This is a genomic window from Luteibacter aegosomaticola (assembly GCF_023078475.1).
Taxonomy (GTDB): domain Bacteria; phylum Pseudomonadota; class Gammaproteobacteria; order Xanthomonadales; family Rhodanobacteraceae; genus Luteibacter; species Luteibacter aegosomaticola.
Window position 1 is genome coordinate 2,244,079 of the sequence record NZ_CP095741.1, and the last position, 18,340, is coordinate 2,262,418.

Consider the following 18,340-nt stretch of genomic DNA (forward strand, 5'->3'; position numbering starts at 1 on the left):
TCCATCACCATGGTGGATGGTTTCCCTCACTCCCCAAGGAGACATGGCATGGCGAACTCCGTCCCGTTGTTAAGCCTGAACGATGGCCGCAAGGCCCCGCAGCTCGGCTTTGGCGTCTTCCAGATTCCCGACGATGAAACCTCGCGCGCCGTCCAGGAAGCGCTGAAGGCGGGTTACCGTTCCATCGACACCGCGGCGATCTACAAGAACGAAGCCGGCGTGGGCGATGCGCTTGCGAAGTCCGGCATTGCGCGTAGCGATATCTTCCTGACCACCAAGTTGTGGAACGCGGAGCAGGGCTTCGACTCCACCTTGCGTGCGTTCGATGCCAGCATGAAGAAGCTGGGCACCGATTACCTCGACATGTACCTGATCCACTGGCCCACGCCGAAGCACGACCGCTACGTGGATACGTGGAAGGCATTCATTCGCCTGCGCGAGGAAGGCCGCATCCGTTCCATCGGCGTCAGCAATTTCCAGCCGGCGCATCTGGAACGAATCATCAAGGAAACCGGCGTAGCGCCGGTGGTGAACCAGATCGAAGTGCATCCGGACTTCGCGCAGAACGACGTGGTCGCCGCGAATCGCCAGCACCAGGTGATCACGGAAGCCTGGAGCCCGTTGGGCCAGGGTGGTGACCTCCTGAAGAACGACACGCTCGTGCAGCTTGGCAAGAAGCACGGCAAATCGCCTGCGCAGGTGGTGTTGCGCTGGCATGTGCAGCTCGGCTACATGGTGATCCCGAAGTCCGCCACGCCGGAGCGTATCCGCTCGAATATCGACGTATTCGATTTCGAGTTGAGCAGCGAAGACATGGCCGCGATCGCGAACCTCGACAACGGCAACCGCATGGGCCCGGATCCCGAAAAGCTCAACTAACCCCGTCGCGCGCATCTACATGATGCCGTTAACCGCCCCGCCGAACGCCTCAACATGAGGCCGTTAATCACCCCTCCGCGCGCATCAACATGATGCCGTTAATTACCCCTCTACGCGCATCAACATGATGCCGTTGTAGGAGCCCACCTTGTGGGCGACATCTTTCGCCTTACCGCCGCAGGACTTGATGGCTTTTGGCGAAAGATGTCGCCCACAGGGTGGGCTCCTACAGCGGCGTTTTGGGTCAATCGGTCACGACGATGTCGATAGGGGGCGTTTTGGGTCAATCGGTCATGGAGATGTCGATTTCCATGGGGTAGGGGTTCGGGCTTCTTGGTGGTGCGGGCAGCGTCCAGTTCGCAAACTGGCCGGCGAAACACGTGGCCACGGGCGTCGCGGGCTGCACGGCTACGTTGCTTGATTGACCTTTCGCATCCACCCCTGCCACGAGCGTGAACGCCCGCTTATCGGCCGGCGCGTTGCTGGCGATACAGCCCTTCAGCGCATCCGTGGCCGGGTTGCCGATGCGATCCCAAAGCTGCTCCTGCCACGCCTTACCCTCGGCCTTCGCTTCCAGTGCCTTCGCGGCCTGCACACGCGCATCGAAACCGTCGGCACCGGCGAAAGCGAACATCAGGGCAAGCAGCATCGGTTGTCTCCGGAATGGGAAGGCCCGAGCCTAGCAGGGAGGCGGGCCGTTCACATGAGCGGCGTTAGCGTAAGAACCCTCGCGCCCCTGGGCGCGCTGCCTGGTGATACCGCCATGCGCTCCTTGCTTACGCTCACTTTCCTCGCCGTAACGCCCGCCGTCTTCGCCCAAACGGCCATGCCTAAGGCTGGTCCCACGCCCCCGGTGCGGCCGGTGAGCACACAGGCGTCGAATCCGGGCTCGCCGCAGCTTGCGAAGCCGTCGTCGTCCGGGATGCCGGCCAACCCGGCGATGGTGCCCCCGCAGACGAACCCCGCTTCCGCGCCGCTGCAGCCTGCTTCCAACGCGGGTGCTAGCGAGCGAGGTTTGGCCCCGGTGCAGCCGGCTACTGGCGTGACACCCCAGGTACGCCACGCGGCGAACCATGACACCGATGCCGAGGGGCATACCCTGGATCCGCATGGGAAGCCTGTGGGGCAGGCGCCAGCGGTGCCTTCGACGGTGCATTAGGGCAGGGACCGGCGAGAACCCATCGCGCGCAAGCGCGCTCCTACAAGAGCGGGGGCGTGCGGGGCCTTTGTAGGAGCGCGCTTGCGCGCGATCAGCCTTCCACGATCTCGCGATCGTCGGGGCTGGTGACCGCCAGCTCGCTCCAGTCGAGCTCGTTTTCGAGCAGGTGGAACAGGTCGTCTTCGATCTCGCCCTTGTGGCGCATCTCCAACAGGCGCATGCGTTTCGCCTGCAAACCTTTGCGCTTGAGCTCCGACATGCGCGTACCCGTGACCGGATCGCGGCCAGCTTCAGCTTCGTGGCGTGCATCGGCGTAATGCTCGCGGATACGCCGGGCTGCTTCATCCGTTTCGCCATCCAGCGTGGCTTCCGCGGCATCGAGCAACACCAGTCGCGCTTTCGAAGCATCGTTGCGCAAGGTAGCGTCGCGATCGAAGTCCAGGTAACGCACGAGCCAGGCCAGGGTCGTGCCCTGGAACACAAGGGTGCCCACGGTCACCGCAAATGCGGTGAGTACGATGAGATCGCGCTGCGGGAAACTGTCGGGCAAGCCCAGCGCAGTAGCCAATGTCACCAGCCCACGCATGCCACACCACGCGACGACGAGACCTTGTTGTGGCGTGGGATTGGGCTGGTTCTTGCGAAACCGGCGTAGCAACACGTTGTAGATCATGACCCAGGCGAAGCGCACCACGATGCACACACCGAGCACGGCACCGGCGAACCACAGCGCATGCGCCAGCTGTGGGCCCTGCAGCCGCGCGATGATGTTGCGCGATTGCAGGCCCACCAGCAGGAACGCCATCACGTTGGAAATAAAGACGACGGCGGCCCACACCGAATAGGCATGCACGCGATCGCGTGGTGGCGTCTCGCCAGGCATCACGTGGGCGATGGTCATGGCGAAGGCGACGACGCACAGGATCGCCGAGACATGCAGGTACTCGGCCACCAGCCATACGCCGAACACCGCCGCGAACTGCGAGAGCGTCGCGCTGAGGGTGCCGCGCGTCTCGCGGGCCAGGTGGATGAACAGCCGGCCGAAGATCCAGCCGAGCAGCAAGCCACCGGGCACGGCCAGGAAGAGCAGCGGGACGGTATGGCTCAGTCCATCCGCCGACATGGCCGTGCGCACCGCGACGCCAAAGATCAGCAGCGCTGAGGCATCGTTGAGCAGGCTCTCTGCGGTAAGCACCTGCACCGTGCGCCGTGGAAGGTTCAGGCGCGAAAGCATCGCGGTGGCGGCACCGGCATCCGGCGGCGCCACGATGGCACCCATGGCCACGGCTACCGCGACCGGCATGCCGGCCCACGCCACGCCCAGCCAGGCGACCGCGGCGGTGGTGAAAATCACCGCGACCACGGCCAGGGAAATGGTGGGCAGCCAGAACCGGCGCAGGGTGCGTGGCGGCATGTCGAAACCCGCGTCCATCAGGACGGGGGCGATGAACAGCACGAGGGCCAGCTTGGGATCCATCGAGATATGCGGCGCCCACGGCAGCGCCGCGACGGCCGTGCCGGCCCCGGCCAGGATCGTGGGGTAGGGCAACGCGAGGCGCCGCGACAGGCGCAGCAGCACGACCGCCAGGAGCGACAGCAGGATCATGCTTTCGAACAACGCCATGGTGCCTCCCCTTCGTACCGCCCAAACCCCATGCTACCCGGCTCGCATCGTTTTGCGAGGGTGGGTTACCATCCGGGGCATGCCTTTCGACACCGGGGTGCCGATGAAACGTCTGATCGCCGTGACCGCCATCGCCATCGGCCTTGCCGGTTGCCAGGGCATGGCCTCGAAGATCTCCCGGCTGGAGGTCGGTACGCCGCGTGAAGACGTCCTCGAGCGCCTGGGGCCGCCCGATTCCGATCGTTCGATCATCGGCTACGAGGTGATGAGCTGGCTGTCTCGCCGGCCGGGCCGGTTCTCCTTCTCCCATAAGGACTACACCGTTGTGCTACAGGACGGGAAAGTCACCCAGTTCGGGCCTGGGCTGATCCGCCGCGACAGCAAGACCACCTTGCAGATCGAGACCGGCGATCCGTAGCAACCCGCGGGAAGACGGATCAAGCCGCTACAAGCGTGGCGGCGGCGGGTGGCGCTAGGTTCTGCCTAACGCGCCTGACGGGAGCCTCCCGCGATGCCAAACGCCCAGCCCCAGCCATCCCCGACGTTTGCTGCCTTATCCAGTGAACTGACCCGCCTGCACGATGCCCGCGAAGCGGCGATCGGCCGGGCCCTCGATACCCTCGAAACCAGCCACCCGCCGCTCGCCCAGCTGATGCTGTGTTGTATCGGTGACCGCCAGCGTGCCGCGCGCTGGCTGGTGATGCCGCAACGCGCCTTCGCCGGGCGCAGCGCCTGCGACATGCTTGCCGACGGCGATGTGGATGCCGTCTGGGACCAGGTGGTCTACAAGGAGTTCGGCGCCGTCGCCGCGCTCTAGGCCGTTCAGATCCAGCCGCGCCGGCTGTAGACCCATAGCGCCACGTACTCGCGCAGGCAGCGCGCCGTCAGGGTGAGTGCCGAGCGCCGGGGTAGCCAGCCGGCCGAGGCGGCCAGCGCTGCCTGGTCGTCGTCATCGGCCGGCGTGGGTGCGACGTCGATGCCCTCGTGCCGGAAGGCGGCCGCGGCGCGTCGCATGTGGATCGGCGAGGTCACCAGCAGCACGTCGCCAAGGCCGCCGGCCCGCAGCAGGGCGGCGGTGTTGCGCGCGTTCTCGTGGGTATTCGTGCTGGTGTCATCCACCCGCAGGTCGCTGGCGGGGACGCCTAGCCGCTGGTAGCCCCTCGCGAGCTTATGCGCCTGGTCACTGCCCGAGACCAGCATCAACGGCGCATAGCCTTCCTGCCACAGGGTGAGACCGGTGCCGGCGCGTGAGCCGCTGTCCTGCCAGGGGCCTTTGGGGATGATGCCGCCGCCGAGCACGACGATGGCGTCCGCGTGGGCCACCGCCGCCGGTGTGGTCGATACCAGGCCCTCGCGAAGGCGCAGGGCAAGCGCGGGCGTGGACGCCACCCAGATCCACGCCACGGCGAGGATGCCGGCGGCGAGGCCCGCGCGCGGCTTGCGGCGCCACACGCACGCGACGGCGAACAAGCCAAGCAACAGCGCCTGCACGGCAGGGTGCAGCAGGAGCGTGACGATGAATTCCAGCAAGGCCACCCGGTCCGGATCGAACGTTGCGCGGGAAGGCCATGATCGCGCAAACCGCGCGCTCGCACCGTCGGTCAAACGGCATAGGCGGGCTGTTGGAATGGACGCGGCACGCCATTGAAATGACGATACCGGCCGAGTGAACACACAGGGGCGGGTCGTCATCATGAAGCGTTGGAATCGCGTCGCCATCATCATCGCCGCCATGCAACTGGCAGCTTGCGCCACCGGCGGCAGCACGCTCCCGCCGCCGAAAGCCGATGCCACGGCGCCTGTCGTCGAGGCCTACCTGATCGGTGTCGACGACCAGCTGCAGATCACCGTATGGCACAACCCTGATCTCAGCGTGAGCGTGCCGGTGCGCCCGGATGGAAAGATCACCGTACCGCTGGTGGGTGATATCCCCGCGGGCGGACGCACCACCGACCAGGTCGGTGCCGAGATCCAGCAAAAACTCGCGCAGTACATCCGTGATCCGCAGGTGGCGGTGATCCTTACCGCGCTACGCAGCCATGAGTACCTGTCACGCGTACGCGTCACCGGTGCGGTGCGAAGCCCGATCTCGATCCCGTACCGCCAGGGCATGACCGTGCTCGACGCGGTGCTGGCCGCGGGTGGCACCACGGAATTCGCGGCACCCGATCGCACGGAGCTCTATCGCCATACAGGCGAAGGCACGTCGCAGGCGTATTCGGTGCGGCTCGAAAAGATCCTGCAGCAGGGCGATATCGCGAACAACTACCCGGTGCAGCCGGGCGACGTGATCACCGTTCCGCAGCGTGCATTCTGACCGACCGCCCGGCCATGCCGGGGGCAAGAGGGTAAATCGATGAGTGGGGAACTGGTTCCTTTCACGGGCATGCTGCCCGCCCTGGTGGGTGAAGCTCGCCGGCGCCGCCTGAGCATGGGCATGGTGTTCGCCGTGATCGCGCTGATCGCGCTCGTGGCCGGCATGATGTGGCCGAAAAAATACGAAGCCTCGGTGACGATCCTGGCACAGGATTCCAGCATCATCACCCCGTTGATGGAAGGCGCCGCCTCGGCGACCGGTACCAAGAACCGCGCAGGCATCGCGCGTGATGTGATCTTCAGCCAGAGCGTGCTCGACAAGGTGCTGAAGACCGGTGGCTGGGCCGCGACGAATCCCACGCCGATTGAGCGCGACAAGCTCATCGAAGGCATCAAGGCGCGGACGAAGATCGTCAACACGCGCGATAACCTGATCACGATCAGCTATTTCGACTCCGACCCGCACCGCGCCTTCGAAGTGACCCGTGCGTTCGGCCAGCTGTTCATCAGCGAGAGCCTGGCGTCGAAGCAGCAGGAAAGCCGTGACGCGTACGAGTTCATCAACAGCCAGGTGGAGGCGTACCGCACCAAGCTGACCGATGCCGAGGACAAGCTGAAGGCCTATCGCGACGCGAACGCCGATGCGCGTCCCGGTAGCGAGACCGACACCAATTCGCGGATCAGCCAGCTGCGTACGCAGATTGAAAGCAACCGCATGGACTACATGCAGAAGGTCTCGCAGGCCTCCGCGCTCAATTCGCAGATCAGCGGCGAATCCGAAGTGAATGCCGTGCAGACCGTGGGCGGGGTCTACCAGACCCAGCTTGCCGACCTGCAGGGCCAGCTCGACAAGCTGCTGCTGAACTACACCGATGACTACCCGGATGTGATCCGCCTGCGCCACCAGATCGAAGACGTGCGCCGGCAGATGGCATCGGCCGATGCCACGCGCGCCGCCGGTGGCGCCGCGCCGGTGGACCACACCGTGGCGATGAACCCGGTGTACCAGCAGATGCGCATCCAGCTGGCGCAGACCCGCGCTGACGCCGCCGCGAGCGCGGCACGCGTGGGTGCCAGCGAGTCGATGCTCCAGGCCGAGCTTGAGCGCAGCAAGCGCATCGCCAACTCCGAGAACGTGGTAGCCGAGCTCACGCGCGATTACACCGTGAACCGCGACGTGTACCAGGATCTCCTGAAGCGCCGCGAGAACGCCCGCGTGTCGATGAACCTCGACGCCGAGCAGCGCGGCCTGACCTTCCTGGTGCAGAACCCCGCCGTGCTACCGCTGGTGCCGTCGGGTCTGCGCTTCATGCACTTTGGCCTCGCCGGCCTGGCGCTCGCCTTCGCGGTGCCGCTGGGCCTGCTGTTCGCCGTCGTCCGCTTCGATCCCCGCGTGCGTTCCATCGCGCAGCTGGAGCGCGCCACGGGCTTCGCGGTGCTGGCCACCGTGCCGTTCTACCCGACACCGCGCGACCGCCGCCGCAGCCACCTGCACAACATGATGCTGGCGATGATCGTGCTGGGCGTAGGCATGGTGTACCTCCTCGTGATCTGGTTCCGCCTGAAGGGCTAAAGGACATTCGAGATGGCCGTGAACAACATCGAACTCGGCGACGTCGTCGCCACCGCCCACGACGAGAGCCACGTCCACCCCAGCCATTCGATCGCGCGGATGCGCGAGGACAGTGGATCGCTGAGTCCGGTGGATTGCGAGCGGAAACGCCTGATCCACCGCGAGGAATCGGTTCGCCAGCAATCGGATGCATTCCGCGGTATCCGTACGCGCTTGCTCGAGATGGGCGGGGATAACAACTTCATCACCCTGGTCTGCTCGGTGAGCCCGCGCTCGGGCGGCAGCTTCGTCTCGCGCAACCTCGCCACGGCCTTCGCCTTCGATGAGTCGAAGACCAGCCTGCTCATCGACTGCAACCTGCGCTATCCGAACCAGCACAAGGCGCTCAGCGTCGAACCGTCGACGGGTGGCCTGGTCGATTTCCTCGAGCACCCGTCGCGCGGTATCGCTTCCATCATGTACCCGACCGGCGTGCCGCGCTTGCGCATGATTCCCGCCGGCAAAGCGCGCGAGAACAGCAGCGAATACTTCTCGTCGTTCCGCATGCGTGCGGTGCTCGATTCGTTGCGCTGCCGCTATCCGGACCGCTACCTGTTCCTCGACGGCCCGCCGGTAAAGGGCGCGCCGGACGCACGCATTCTTTCCGATCTCGCGGATTTCGTCGTGCTGGTGGCCGGTTACGGCCGCGATACGCCGGCGGCCATCAACCAGGCCGTTGCCAATTTCGATCCCGCCAAGCTCGCGGGCGTGGTGTTCAACGAGTCACCGTGAGCCTCGGCTCCAGGGGAGGGAACATGCCGGCAGTGAAGAGGCTCACCCATGCGGTGTTGTTGGGCCTGGTGTGCGCGGCGCCGGCGGTAAGCCAGGCGGGAACGCTGGACTACACGCTCTATGCCGGCCTGGAGCACAGCAACAACATCACGCTTTCATCGGATAACCCGGTGAGCGAGAACGTGCTGACGCCGGGCGCGACATTCCAGTTCACCCAGATGGGCTCCACGTTCCAGGCCAACGTGGCCGGTACGCTCGAGTACCGCAAATACCTCGAAAACCACTTCGATTCACAGACCCAGACGCAGCTGGCGGGGCAGGGTAACTGGACGATCATGCCCGACCGTCTGGATTTCGCCGTGGAAGACTACGCGGGCGTGCAGCCCGTGGACCAGCTCTCCTCGAACTCCCCGGGTAACCAGCAGCAGACCAATGTGATTGCGGCTGGCCCGACGCTGCACATGCGCTTCGGTGATTCGACGCGCGGGCAGGTGGAGCTGCGCTACATCAATAGCTACGCCTCGAAGGTCGACGACTTCAATTCGAACCGTGGCATGGCGGCGTTCCGTCTGTTCCGTGACCTGACGCCGACGGATACGCTCTCGGGCAACCTGGAATACCAGGATGTGAACTTCCAGAACCAGCCAAACAGTGCCGACTACAAGCGCGAGGAAGCGTACCTGCGCTATACGAGCCAGCTGGCGCATTTCGATGCGGACATCATGCTCGGTGGCACGCGGCTGAGCTTCAAGGAAGGCAGTGATCGCAATTCACCGCTGCTGCGCCTGCAGTTGGGCTGGCAGCCGACGCTGCGCAACTCGCTGACCGTTTCGGGTGCGTACCAGTACGCCGACGCCGCCACCGACATCCTCACCGCGCCTACGGTGTATGGCCTGGGCGCCTCCGACAATGCCAGCCGTGCGGAAGCGCTGGATCCGTTCGCGAATACCGGCGGCCTCGGCCGCGGCAGCCTCTCGGGCATTGGCGTGGGCAGCGCGGTGATCGGCTCGCAGGTCTACAAGGAAAAGCGCTTCGAGGCCACGTGGAACTGGAAGAGCGAGCGACTGACGATCACCGTCTCGCCCGCGTGGAACAAGCTGCGCTACATCGACGACGACACCTTCAACCAGACCGGCAAGGGCATCAGCGTGGGCGTGGGTTACCGCGTGACGCCCACGATGACGCTGTCGGGCTTTGCGACGGGCGACAGGCTCACCTACGACACGATCGACCGTCGCGATAACACGGTGCGCCTTGGCCTGGACCTGGGCCAGCAGTGGAACCGCCACTGGAGCTGGCACGCCGCCGTGGCGCGCGAACGTCGCACCAGCGATGCGGTGGGCCAGAGCTACCGCGAGACGGAATTTTTCATTGGCGTGGTGTACCGGAGGTAAGCATGCGCACGGACCCGGAACTGCCGTTCTTCTTCGGTGCCGATAGCGGGTTGTTCGGCATGTACCACGCGCCGGCTTCGACGCCGCGGCGCGCGGTGCTCATGTGCCCACCGCTGGGGCAGGAGCTTATCCGTACACACCGGTTGTACCGCCAGCTCGCGCAACAACTCGCCGCGCAGGGCGTGGCGGTGCTGCGCTTCGATTACCACGGGACCGGCGATTCAGCCGGCGGCAGCACCGAGGTCGATTGGCAGCGCTGCATCGGCGATGCCGTGACGGCCGCGGGCGAGCTGCGCTCGCGGGCTGGCGTGGATCGCGTCGTCGCGTTCGGCGCCCGCCTGGGTGGAAGCATCGCGCTGGGCGCCGCCGACCGGGCGCGCTTTAGCGAGGTCATCGCCTGGGATCCGGTGATCGACGGGGACGACTACGTGGCGGCACTCGACGCCATGCAGGGCGCGTTGCGCGAGGATGCCGACCGCTTCAACCAGCCGCGCAGCCATGCGGACGTGGCCGAGCAGTGGCTTGGCTTCGATATCGGCGATGGCCTGCGCAAGCAGATCCAGGGGTTGCACGTGGCGCCGGCCAACGTGCCGACCCTGGTGCTCGATTCGCTGCCGCCGGATGCCACGCCACGCTGGGAGCATCTGGTGTCACGCCGCGGCAAGGTGGCATCGATTTCGCCGCCCACACCCTGGGGTGACCTGCGCCGCCTTGAGTCGGCGATTCTCTCGCACCCGCTCATCCAGGCCGTGACCGGCCGCCTGACGGAGGATGCGTGATGCGCGAGGAAGCATTCCGTTTTGGCCGTGCGCGGCACCTGGTCGGCATCGCCGGCGTACCCGAGGGTTCGCTGGGCGAGACCGGTGTGATCGTGCTGAATGCCGGCCTCGTCCACCGCATTGGCCCGTTCCGCCTGCACGTGGACCTTACCCGCCAACTAAACGCGGCGGGCTACCCGACACTGCGTTTCGATCTGTCGACCCTAGGCGACAGCGGTGCGAGCGGGGGCGGCCTCACGCGCACCCAGCAAGTCTGCGCCGATGTGGATGATGCGATGAAGCTGCTGGCGGAGCGCGCTGGTTGCGAACGTTTCGTCCTGGTCGGCCTGTGCTCGGGCGCGCAGAACGCGCACACCGTCGCGGCGAGCGACCCGCGCGTGTCCGGTGCGGTCTTCCTCGATGGCTACGCCTACCAGACGCTGGGCTACAAGCTGCGCCACTACCTGCCACGCATGTTCGACGCGGCACGCTGGGCGCGCTTCCTGCGCCAGCGTGCCAGCGGCGGTGCCACGGAGAAGCCGGCGTCGGAACCGGTGTTCTCCGTGGCGCCGGCGCCACGCGAAGAGGTGATCGCCGACTTCACCGGCATGGTGGGGCGCGGCATGAAGCTTTACCTCGTCTATTCCGGCGGCATCAGCTACTGCTTCAACCACGCACGACAGTTCCGCGAGTGCTTTGGCAAGGTCATGGATCATCCGGCCATCACCACCAGTTACCGCGCGGAAACCGACCACACCTACATCCTTAGCGGCGACCGTGCGCGGCTCGTCGACGGCATTGGCGGCTGGCTGGCGCGGAACTTCCCGCCGGCCGCGGGGAGGCACGCATGAGTACGGTCCTGGTCACGGGCGGCGCCGGCTATATCGGCAGCCACACCGTGCAGCAACTGGTGGCCCGCGGCGAGCGGGTGGTCGTGATCGACAACCTTTCCACGGGATTCCGCGAGGCCGTCCGCGGCGCAGCGCTGGTGGAAGGCAACGTGGGTGATTGCGATCTGGTGGCGCGCACGCTCGAGACCTACCGCGTTGATGCGGTGCTGCACTTTGCCGCGCATACGGTCGTGCCCGAGTCGGTCAGCGATCCACTGAAGTACTACGGAAATAACACCTGCAATACCCGCAACCTGTTGGCCTGCTGCGCGGCGGCGGGTGTCGACAAGTTCATCTTTTCCTCGACGGCCGCCGTGTACGGCACGACGGCCGACGGCGTGGCGGACGAAAATACCGCCACCCAGCCGATCAACCCGTACGGCACCTCGAAGCTCATGTCCGAGACGATGCTGCGCGACTGGTCGGCTACCGGGGCGATGCGCCACGTGATCCTGCGCTACTTCAACGTGGCCGGGTGCGATCCGGAGGGCCGCATCGGCCATTCCACGCCGCATGCCACGCTGCTGATCAAGGTGGCGTGCGAGCACGCGGTGGGCAAGCGTGATTGCCTCTACATCTACGGCACCGACTACGACACACCGGATGGCACGGGCGTGCGTGATTACATCCATGTGGATGACCTGGCCGCCGCTCACCTGCGAGCCCTGGATCACCTGCGCGCTGAGGGTGGGTCGTTAACGCTGAATTGTGGTTACGGCCATGGCTACAGTGTCCGCGAAGTGGTGGATGCCGTGGCGCGCGCCAGTGGGCACGCACTGAATGTCGTGGAGTTGCCGCGCCGTCCCGGGGATATCCCGCACCTCATTGCCTGCAGCGACAAGCTCCGCGCCGTGCTGGGCTGGGAGCCGCGTTACGACGACCTCGATTTCATCGTGCGCACCGCGTTGAGCTGGGAGTACCAGCTTGCCGAAGCCAGCCCAATCGCGTCGGTCGCATGACCCGCTCCATGGCTCGCGTGCGTGTTTCGAGCGCTTCCGTCTGGGCGCGTTCGGGCGCGCGGGCGTCTTCTTCGCCGTCTCCTGCGGGTGCCATGACACGTCACTTCCTCTTCCTGCTAGCCTGCCTGCTAGCCCTGGCTTCGCTGTGCGGTCCTGACGTGGCGGATGCGTCTGCGTTGCCACCGGCGGCGCAGAAGATTGAGGTCAAGCGCGTCGCCGGGCAGGGCGATGCGTTGCCCGTGTCGGTCGGCATTCCCTTCGCCCCAGGCGCGCTGCGTGACGCGCACGATGTCCGCATTCTTGATGCGCATGGCGATGAAGTGGCTGCCGACATCAAGCCCATGCTCACCTGGCATTTTCGAGACGGCAGTATCCGCGCGGTACGCGCACAGTTCCGTGGTGCGCAAGGTACGTATTACTTCGCCCTGGGCGAACCCCGCCAGAAGTCGGCGCCGGGCTGGCCGTATGCCGACGGGCTGGTGAAGGGTTCGCCGGCCGCCGTGGCCACGCTCACGCCGGCATGGCTCGCCGCCTCGCTCATCGCGGGCCCGCAAAGCGTGGCCGCGAAAGGCGAGGCGTATGCGGGTTACGTGGATGCCCAGTTCGAGTGGGCGCGCACCATGCCAGTGAAGGATACGACGGCGTGGCTGTTCGATCGGCCTTCGACACTGTTCAAGGCTTATGTGCGCACCGGCCGCGCGGATTACCTGCAGGCCGCGGAAGAGAGCTACCGCTGGTACATGGCGGGCATCAAGCGCGACGGGTTCGCGGCGAGCCCCTCTTGCGGCGGCGGCTGGCTGCCGGACGGCAAGCCCTGCGATGTGAAGTACGTCTACATCGAGCCGATCCTGCTGGCGGTTGGCCTGACGGGCGATGACAGCATGCACGACGCTGCGTTGGTCACGAAGATGGCTGATCTTTGGGCCAGCGGTGGCTGGAATAATGCGCCAGGGCCTTACGACGGGCCGAAGGATTACTTCACCGAACGTCTTGCCGGGCTCGGTCTGATTGAAACGGTGGCTGCCTACGAACTGACGGGCGACAAGCGCGATCGCGCGCGCATCGACGAACGGGTGGGCTGGCTGGAAGCGCACCAGCGCCATAACCCCGATGGGCTCGGTGATGACGGATCCTGGCGCAATAGCTGGAACGTGCATGAGAACGACCCGCACGGCGCCGATGACGTGCGCGGCGCCTCGCCGTGGATGAGCGAAAACATCATCGATGGCCTGTGGCATGCGTGGCTGGTGACGAAGGATGCGCGGATCCCGCCGATGATCGTGGATTTCGGCCGGTACCTGGAACGGTATGGCTGGATCGATCCGAAGTACCTGGTGTCACCGCATAACTGGCGCAACGATTGTTCCGGCCCGGGCGGGCAGATCGCCTGGTACTGGTCGTCCTCGCAGGCGCCGGTCGCCGCGATCATGAAGATCCAGGAGAGTGAGGGTTGGTATAGCGACGGCCATACCGTGGAGTTGGGGCTGCCGGTCGCGGCCGCGTATTACTTCACGAAGGATCCGGCACAAGCCGCCGCCCTGAAGAAGCGCTTCGCCGCCATTGCCGATTCCTACGCCCCTGCGTGCGCCGCCATCGCAGACACCATCCGCCGCTTCAACTGGAACAACCGCGGCGCAGGCGTCGCCCAATGGATGATGGCCCAGCCCGCGGGCGCCGGAGCCGCGCCATGACCCGCCGCCTCGACGTCCTGCGCAGCGTCGGCATCGTGACGGTGTCGACCTACATCGAATACGCCCTCGGCCTGCTGATGAGCGTATGGATCGCCCGTTCGCTGGGCCCGGCCGATTTCGGCCGTTACGCCTTCACGGTGTGGCTCTGCGGCTGGCTGATCGTCTGCTCCAATCACGCGCTCACGACCTCGTCGACCAAATTCATCGCCGAAGCCGATGGCATGGGCGACCCGCAACTGGCCTCGAGCCTGGCGGCACGATTCTCGCGGATCCAGGGATGGAGCTCGCTCGTGGTGATCGGCCTGTTCGCGATCGTCGCGCTGGTCTTCCGCCCTGCGGAGTGGGACCAGTCGTTGTTGCCGATCATGCTGCTTGTCGTGGTGGCCGTCGTGGCCAAGGCGAATTACGCCATGCTCGTGGCGATCGGCAAGGGGCAGGAGCGGTTCGAGCCCGAAGCCGTCGCGACCGTCGTGGGCGGTGTCCTCGGCATGTTGCTCGTGCTGGGTGCCATGTTCACCCACGCTGGGCTGCTCTCGTTCGTTGCGTTGTTCACGATTGCCTGCCTGGTGCTGAACCTGATCAACCGGATCATGTACCGGCGGCTATGCCGTCCGTATGCGCCAGGTGAGGTGCCCGAGGCGATGACGGTGCGGGTCAATCGCCACCTCAAGCTCACCGCCATGCTGGTGCTCATGGGTTCGTTCCGCACCGGTACCATCGAAGTGTTCCTGCTCAACACGTTCACCGGTTCCGTCGCGGTGGGGTACTTCGCCATCGCAGGCACGCTCACGCGTGGTGCCGTGCAGCTGTTCTCCGTCGGGCTTACCTCAACGCTGCTGCCCTACATGGCCAAGACCTTCGGCGAAAGCGGTACGGCGAAAGCGGCGCGCTTCCTGTCGGAGGCCACGCGCTTCTACTGGGCGGTGGGCATCTGCATCGCCGGACTCGGCGTGGTCACGACCCCGGAGATCGTGCGCCTCATGTATGGCACGCGGTACCTGGATGCCATCCCGGCGATCGAGGCGACCCTCGTGCTGGGTGGTTTGTTGCTCATCGGTAACGGTATTGCTGCCTTCCAGACCGTCGTGGATCGGCAGGACGACCGTGTGCGGATCGCCGTCGTGGCGCTTGCTGCCAATGCCATCGTGGGTGGGGTGCTCATCCCGCCCTTTGGGCTCGTAGGCGCCGTGGGTACGTACGCCACTACCCGTGTCGTGGAGATGATTCTGGCGGTGCATTACCTCCGCAAGGCCACGCACGGCGGCCTGCCACTGGCGGCGATGGTGCGCTTGTTCGTCGTGGGCCTGGTGGCCACGGGTGCAGCCTGGGTGGCTACGGAAGCGACGCCGTCCCGGCTCGGCTTCCTCGTGGGCGCCGCGGCCTTCATGGCGATCTATGTCCCCGGCAGCGCCTGGGTGCGCTACTGGTCCAGCGATGACCTCCAGCTGATGGCAGGTATAAGCCGCCGGCTCGGGCCACCAGGACGCGTCTTCTCCCGTGTACTCGCCATGGTGCCGCCCGCGGCGGCGAAGGCCACCCCATGAACTACCTCTGCTCGATCCTGCATACTCTGGACGCGCTGCGTGCAGCGCGCGATGAAATGGCCGCCCTTGCCGAGCAGCCGGGTGGCTGTGACGGCATCGTGCAGCACCCGGACTGGATCGCCTACGAAGTGGAAAGCCGCACGGACGGGACGGCACCGCACGTCGTCGTCGTTCGGGACGGCGCGGGTCGCATGGTCGGCTACGCACCGCTGCTCGCCATCCGGCATATCGCGCGGCTCGACCTGGCCGGCCGACGGGTCAGTCTGTATCGCGGCGAAGCGCTGCGGATGCTGGGTGCGGGCGTCGTCTGTGCGGCCGAGGATCAGGCTACGGTGAGCATTGCAATCGTTCGTCAGTTGCACGGCGACGCGAATATTCGCGTATTGCGCATCCAGGAGAGCGTGCTACCGAATCCGTTCGCCGTATCGCTGGGGCACGGTGGCGATATGCGTGTCATCCCCGCCAATCTGCTCGAGCAAGTGCAATGGACCATCCGCGACCAGCCGTCGTCCGACGCCTGGCTCGCGCAGATGGACAAGAAGCGCCGCACCGATCTCACCCAGCGGGTGGGCCGCGCCTATCGCAAGCTGGGTGGCGACGCGGCGCTCCATACCTTCGATACGCCCGAGGCCATGCCCGAGTATTGCCGGCTGATGCATGAGGTCTACGCGCGCACCTGGCATCACGACGACTTGCCGACGCAATGGGACGACCCGCTGCGCGTGGCCCTGTTCCAGCGGCTCGCTGCGTCGGGTCTCATCATTGGGCATGTCGTGGTGCGTGACGGCAAGCCGCTGGCGTACGTCCATGGTTACCGGGTGGCAGGTACCTACCTCGTTGACGACCTCGGCTACGACGAGGAAGTTTCGAAGGTGGGCATCGGCTCCGTCGCCGTGTTCCAGGCGATCAAGGCGTTGCTCGATCGCTTCCCGGGTGAGCAGGTGAGTTTCGGTTACGGCGATAACCAGTACAAACGGCTGCTCGCGACGCATTGCGAGCCCTGCGGTTCGCTCTACATCGTGCGTGCCACGCGCGCCACCGCGGGGTTCCGGATGTATGCGCCCGTACGCTGGATCTACCGTGGCCTGCACCGCGTTCGCGAGGATATGCGCGCGCGGAAACGCGGTTGAGCCACGGCATCACCAGCCCAGGGTGAAGTTATCGATCTGCGCGGTGACCTTGCGGAACATGCCTTCCGTATCCTTGCGTACCACGATCGAGCCGATCCGTTCGCCGTAGTCCTTCGCATGCAGCTGGATCCAAAGGCCCGGGAGGCCGGTCACCGGCACGGTGTAAACCGCTTCGCCGATCATGTCACCGTGCCGGCCGTAGATATCGACGCAGACGATCGAGCCATTGCCGCCGGGACCGTTGGCGCCGTAGCCGAACCGCACCGACGTGCAGGATTGGGAGAAGACGATGCGCAAGGCCGCCTTCTCATCGGCGCAGCTGAGGAAGGTGCCATCGTGGAACGGCGGGATGCCGTCCCGCCCGCCGCGGATGGCCCACTGGCCCAGCGTCGGTGTAAACGTCAGGTACGCGCGGCGCAGCGTATCGATGCGGCGGTAGGTCAGGCCGTTCAGGTCATCGGTAACGACCATGGACGGGGATTTGGTGGTTTGTACGCGTAGCGAAAGCCACTCCGATTCGAGCGTGTGCAGCACCTCTCGCTGGACGTTCTTTTCGTTTTCGACATCCGCACGGACGGTCACGCGGTACGCCACGCGTAGCGAGCCGCCGTCGAGCCGCCGGACCTCGTCGGCGGGCACGGGGAACGTCAGGCACTCGCGCTCGATGGCCTCGCGACCAGTCGCCGTTTCCGTGTAGGTCGCCACGGTGCCGTCGGGGCCGGTGCCTTCCCAGATCAGTACGCACTCATCATCCGCGGCGGCACCCGGCCACAGCGGTACGTCGACCGACGCGCCACCCGCCGCATGCTGGGGGTCGAGGACCGCACCGTCCAGCTGCTGGATGACCGGGGCGATGAAGCGCACCGGTGCGCCCGTGACATCGACGCGCCGCCGCACGGAATCGCGCGGTGCGATACGCGGCGCACTGATGGTGTAGTGAAGCACGCAGCAACCGCCGATGGCGCGGCGGAAGAGATCGTAGGGGAGGTGAAAGTCCAGCGTCTGGCCGTCACGACCCACGCGTACCTGGTTCGACTCCCAGCTTTCCGTCCGCCCCGTCGCCATGATGGTGTCGCAGCGAAGGATGACGCGGTCGCCCATCGACGCGACATGGCCCTCTACACGAACGATGGGATCGTTGCGGGAAAGGCGCGACACCTCGAAGACGCGCCCGAGGTCACCGTCCGTGCATTCGAGCCAGGGTGTCGGAGCGTAGGAGCCGGAGCAGCGCAAGGGCGCATAACTGGCCGGCGCCCAGCGAGACCAGGAGCCGTCCGGGTGAAGTACCTGCCAGGTGATGCGCACATCGCGGGTGGCCGAGAGGTCGCGCATGGCCTGCTTGATCGTCACGCCCAGCGGCATGCCAAGTTGTTCCTCGGTCACCGGCGGCAGGGCGATGAGCCGTTTCTCCCAGGCAACCGTCACGCGATCGCCGACCATCATGGGTTCGTACGGTGGAATGAGAATTTCTGCCCTTGCCCGGCCGCCGCCAACGAATGACCGCAGCACGGCGGTTTCCAGGTTGGCGGACGCAAAGGGGTCGTCGTCATCGATGCGGTGGCTGCAGAGCACCTGCAGCTCGGCGATCGTCCGTCGACGGTGCGGGCGGCGCTTGCGATGTTTGGTAAAGCCGTTCATGGCATGAATCTCCC

Annotated in this window: 18 protein-coding genes; 14 read left to right on the forward strand and 4 right to left on the reverse strand. The window is 65.8% G+C overall.

What is annotated here, in order from left to right:
- The first annotated feature begins 48 nt into the window (after positions 1 to 48).
- The gene (locus tag L2Y96_RS09885) at positions 49 to 879 is read left to right on the forward strand and encodes an aldo/keto reductase (protein WP_247336265.1); all 831 of its coding nucleotides are present in this window, start codon (positions 49 to 51) and stop codon (positions 877 to 879) included.
- A gap of 283 nt (positions 880 to 1,162) precedes the next feature.
- Here L2Y96_RS09885 and L2Y96_RS09890 read toward each other — a convergent pair whose 3' ends face one another.
- Positions 1,163 to 1,528, reverse strand: coding sequence for a peptidase C13 (locus L2Y96_RS09890; protein WP_247336267.1), 366 nt, complete (start codon positions 1,526 to 1,528; stop codon positions 1,163 to 1,165).
- 114 nt (positions 1,529 to 1,642) lie between these two features.
- On the opposite strand from L2Y96_RS09890, the gene L2Y96_RS09895 reads away from it, so the two are divergent.
- A complete protein-coding gene (locus L2Y96_RS09895; protein ID WP_247336270.1) occupies positions 1,643 to 2,038 on the forward strand; it encodes a hypothetical protein in 396 nt (131 codons plus the stop codon).
- A gap of 91 nt (positions 2,039 to 2,129) precedes the next feature.
- Here L2Y96_RS09895 and L2Y96_RS09900 read toward each other — a convergent pair whose 3' ends face one another.
- Positions 2,130 to 3,662 carry a cation:proton antiporter gene (locus tag L2Y96_RS09900; protein WP_247336273.1) on the reverse strand — a complete coding sequence of 511 codons (1,533 nt, stop codon included), beginning with the start codon at positions 3,660 to 3,662 and terminating at the stop codon, positions 2,130 to 2,132.
- Positions 3,663 to 3,765: 103 nt separating this feature from the next.
- On the opposite strand from L2Y96_RS09900, the gene L2Y96_RS09905 reads away from it, so the two are divergent.
- Positions 3,766 to 4,080: a hypothetical protein gene (locus tag L2Y96_RS09905; RefSeq protein WP_247336276.1), complete on the forward strand. Its 315-nt coding sequence runs from the start codon at positions 3,766 to 3,768 to the stop codon at positions 4,078 to 4,080.
- Positions 4,081 to 4,173: 93 nt separating this feature from the next.
- On the forward strand, positions 4,174 to 4,479 hold the full coding sequence (locus L2Y96_RS09910) for an antitoxin Xre/MbcA/ParS toxin-binding domain-containing protein (RefSeq protein ID WP_247336279.1): 306 nt from the start codon (positions 4,174 to 4,176) through the stop codon (positions 4,477 to 4,479).
- 5 nt (positions 4,480 to 4,484) lie between these two features.
- On the opposite strand, the gene L2Y96_RS09915 is transcribed toward L2Y96_RS09910, so the two are convergent.
- On the reverse strand, positions 4,485 to 5,192 hold the full coding sequence (locus tag L2Y96_RS09915) for a YdcF family protein (protein WP_247336280.1): 708 nt from the start codon (positions 5,190 to 5,192) through the stop codon (positions 4,485 to 4,487).
- Between the two features lie 163 nt (positions 5,193 to 5,355).
- Here L2Y96_RS09915 and L2Y96_RS09920 point away from each other — a divergent pair, with 163 nt between their 5' ends.
- The 10 genes from L2Y96_RS09920 to L2Y96_RS09965 all read left to right on the forward strand — a co-directional run bounded on the left by L2Y96_RS09920 (position 5,356) and on the right by L2Y96_RS09965 (position 16,688).
- Positions 5,356 to 5,979 carry an XrtA/PEP-CTERM system exopolysaccharide export protein gene (locus L2Y96_RS09920; RefSeq protein ID WP_247336283.1) on the forward strand — a complete coding sequence of 208 codons (624 nt, stop codon included), beginning with the start codon at positions 5,356 to 5,358 and terminating at the stop codon, positions 5,977 to 5,979.
- Between the two features lie 39 nt (positions 5,980 to 6,018).
- The gene (locus tag L2Y96_RS09925; protein ID WP_247336286.1) at positions 6,019 to 7,551 is read left to right on the forward strand and encodes an XrtA system polysaccharide chain length determinant; all 1,533 of its coding nucleotides are present in this window, start codon (positions 6,019 to 6,021) and stop codon (positions 7,549 to 7,551) included.
- Between the two features lie 12 nt (positions 7,552 to 7,563).
- Complete coding sequence (locus L2Y96_RS09930) at positions 7,564 to 8,322, forward strand: P-loop NTPase family protein (protein ID WP_247336289.1); 759 nt, start codon at positions 7,564 to 7,566, stop codon at positions 8,320 to 8,322.
- A gap of 23 nt (positions 8,323 to 8,345) precedes the next feature.
- A complete protein-coding gene (locus L2Y96_RS09935) occupies positions 8,346 to 9,716 on the forward strand; it encodes an outer membrane beta-barrel protein (RefSeq protein ID WP_247336292.1) in 1,371 nt (456 codons plus the stop codon).
- A 2-nt stretch (positions 9,717 to 9,718) separates the two neighbouring features.
- A complete protein-coding gene (locus tag L2Y96_RS09940) occupies positions 9,719 to 10,495 on the forward strand; it encodes a serine aminopeptidase domain-containing protein (RefSeq protein ID WP_247336295.1) in 777 nt (258 codons plus the stop codon).
- Positions 10,495 to 11,325: an alpha/beta fold hydrolase gene (locus tag L2Y96_RS09945; protein WP_247336297.1), complete on the forward strand. Its 831-nt coding sequence runs from the start codon at positions 10,495 to 10,497 to the stop codon at positions 11,323 to 11,325. The genes L2Y96_RS09940 and L2Y96_RS09945 overlap by 1 nt, the downstream gene beginning before the upstream one ends.
- Positions 11,322 to 12,323 carry a UDP-glucose 4-epimerase GalE gene (gene galE, locus L2Y96_RS09950; RefSeq protein ID WP_247336299.1) on the forward strand — a complete coding sequence of 334 codons (1,002 nt, stop codon included), beginning with the start codon at positions 11,322 to 11,324 and terminating at the stop codon, positions 12,321 to 12,323. Before L2Y96_RS09945 ends, galE begins: the two co-directional genes overlap by 4 nt.
- Positions 12,324 to 12,415: 92 nt before the next feature.
- Positions 12,416 to 14,014 carry a hypothetical protein gene (locus L2Y96_RS09955; RefSeq protein WP_247336302.1) on the forward strand — a complete coding sequence of 533 codons (1,599 nt, stop codon included), beginning with the start codon at positions 12,416 to 12,418 and terminating at the stop codon, positions 14,012 to 14,014.
- On the forward strand, positions 14,011 to 15,558 hold the full coding sequence (locus tag L2Y96_RS09960) for an oligosaccharide flippase family protein (RefSeq protein WP_247336305.1): 1,548 nt from the start codon (positions 14,011 to 14,013) through the stop codon (positions 15,556 to 15,558). Before L2Y96_RS09955 ends, L2Y96_RS09960 begins: the two co-directional genes overlap by 4 nt.
- Positions 15,555 to 16,688: a GNAT family N-acetyltransferase gene (locus tag L2Y96_RS09965; protein ID WP_247336308.1), complete on the forward strand. Its 1,134-nt coding sequence runs from the start codon at positions 15,555 to 15,557 to the stop codon at positions 16,686 to 16,688. The genes L2Y96_RS09960 and L2Y96_RS09965 overlap by 4 nt, the downstream gene beginning before the upstream one ends.
- A gap of 9 nt (positions 16,689 to 16,697) precedes the next feature.
- On the opposite strand, the gene L2Y96_RS09970 is transcribed toward L2Y96_RS09965, so the two are convergent.
- Entirely contained in the window at positions 16,698 to 18,326 is a 1,629-nt protein-coding gene (locus L2Y96_RS09970; protein WP_247336311.1) for a hypothetical protein, read from the reverse strand.
- Positions 18,327 to 18,340 lie beyond the last annotated feature (14 nt).